This is a genomic window from Bacteroidales bacterium (assembly GCA_012519055.1).
Taxonomy (GTDB): domain Bacteria; phylum Bacteroidota; class Bacteroidia; order Bacteroidales; family Salinivirgaceae; genus JAAYQU01.
On sequence record JAAYQU010000022.1, the window covers coordinates 1 to 1506 of the forward strand.

At 35.4% G+C, this 1506-nt stretch carries 1 protein-coding gene; it reads right to left on the reverse strand.

All coding sequences use genetic code 11. The features are described from left to right. Positions 1 to 97: 97 nt before the first annotated feature. Positions 98 to 1459 carry a TonB-dependent receptor gene (locus GX311_04455; protein ID NLK15631.1) on the reverse strand — a complete coding sequence of 454 codons (1362 nt, stop codon included), beginning with the start codon at positions 1457 to 1459 and terminating at the stop codon, positions 98 to 100. Positions 1460 to 1506: the final 47 nt, after the last annotated feature.

Consider the following 1506-nt stretch of genomic DNA (forward strand, 5'->3'; position numbering starts at 1 on the left):
AATGTTTAAAAACGCTCGGCGTATATCTGTATTAAACCACAGCTCTTTTCGATAAGTCTTCATTTTTTTCGGTTATGTTGATTTTATACCAAATTTACTAAAAACTAAGATTTAAACCAACCATAAAGTGTCGGTATGCCTGCGGAAAATACCCGTCAAGTGTACGTAGTTCGTTGTTATAGTAGTATGTATATACCCAAGCATTGGTAATATAATCGACATTATATAAGTTGTTAATTTGTGTAAAAAACGAAACCTCAAATAGTTTTGTCGTTAATAAATAACTGATTCGCAAATTAGTAACCCAATATTTATTTAACTGACGGTCCGTGCTCGCAGTGTTGTCGATGTACTGTTTCCCTACAAAATTGTCTGTAAGTGTAATATCAAGATTTTTAATAGGTTTAACTGTCAATATTGAGCCAAAAACAGTACTCGGAGAAAAAGAAATATCTACATTTTTCAGAGTATCAGTGCGTTGTGCATAAGTATCCCAGTCATCAAAATAGGCTACGAATTGGTTAATTTTGTTGCGACTAAACGTTGCAAACAGAGTCCAATCAATAATTCTGTGTGGTTTTAGTAGCAATGAAAGCTCAATGCCATGCCGGTAGCTTTTATCAACATTTTCCATGATTGAGTATCCTGTTGCATTAACGTTCCCCGTCAGAACCAGCTGATCTTTGTATTGCATATGAAAAAAGTTTACTTGAGCAGCGAGTATATTAGATTTATAGCTAAAACCGGCTTCCCAATCTAAAAGTTTTTCAAATGTAGGCGCGCCTTTTATCGTGTCGGCATCTGTATAGTTGCTTCGGGTTGGTTCCCGATGTGCTTGAGCTATAGAGAAAAATCCCGACAATTTGCCCTTGTGAATAAAAACACCTGCCTTAGGATTAAAAAACAGAAAATTGTGCTGTTGGCTAATATCATTATTATCGTCTTCGATACCACTGAGAGTGTATTTGATACCGCGTAATTGCAGATCACCGTATAAATCAATCATTTGGCCAAGTTTTATCGACGATTTTAGGTAAATATTTGCATCATTTTTTGTTGCATTGTTACGATAGTACTCATGATTAGGCTTTAATGAGCCGTCGTTGTGCTTGGTCCATAATATCTCTCCGAAGTGTCCACCCAAGTATTGATTTAGTCCACCTCCCAGAGTAATATCAGTTTTTTCTGTTTTGTATTTTACTGAAGCAATGGCTCCGTAAAAATCGTTATCAAGATATTTGCGATTTATCAAATCGGTTCGTTTAATTACGGTGTCGCCTATTTGCATGTTCGGAAGTGAAAAGCTTGACAGTTTTTTATTATACTTGTATGATTCGTAAAAGCCAAATCCTTGTGTATAATGCAGCGCCACGTTGGCTGTCAGGTTTTGGTTATGTATGTATGTATAAAATAGCTGATAGTGATCTTGTTTATAGTCATCAACTTGATTTTCATACATATATAAATTATATGTTCTGCTGTTGCTCGTAAACAAGTTTTCTGTCT

What these genes read in the sequence shown, in the direction of transcription:
- GX311_04455 (NLK15631.1), bottom strand. Translation starts at nt 1,459, where the DNA reads ATGTATGAAAATCAAGTTGATGACTATAAACAAGATCACTATCAGCTA.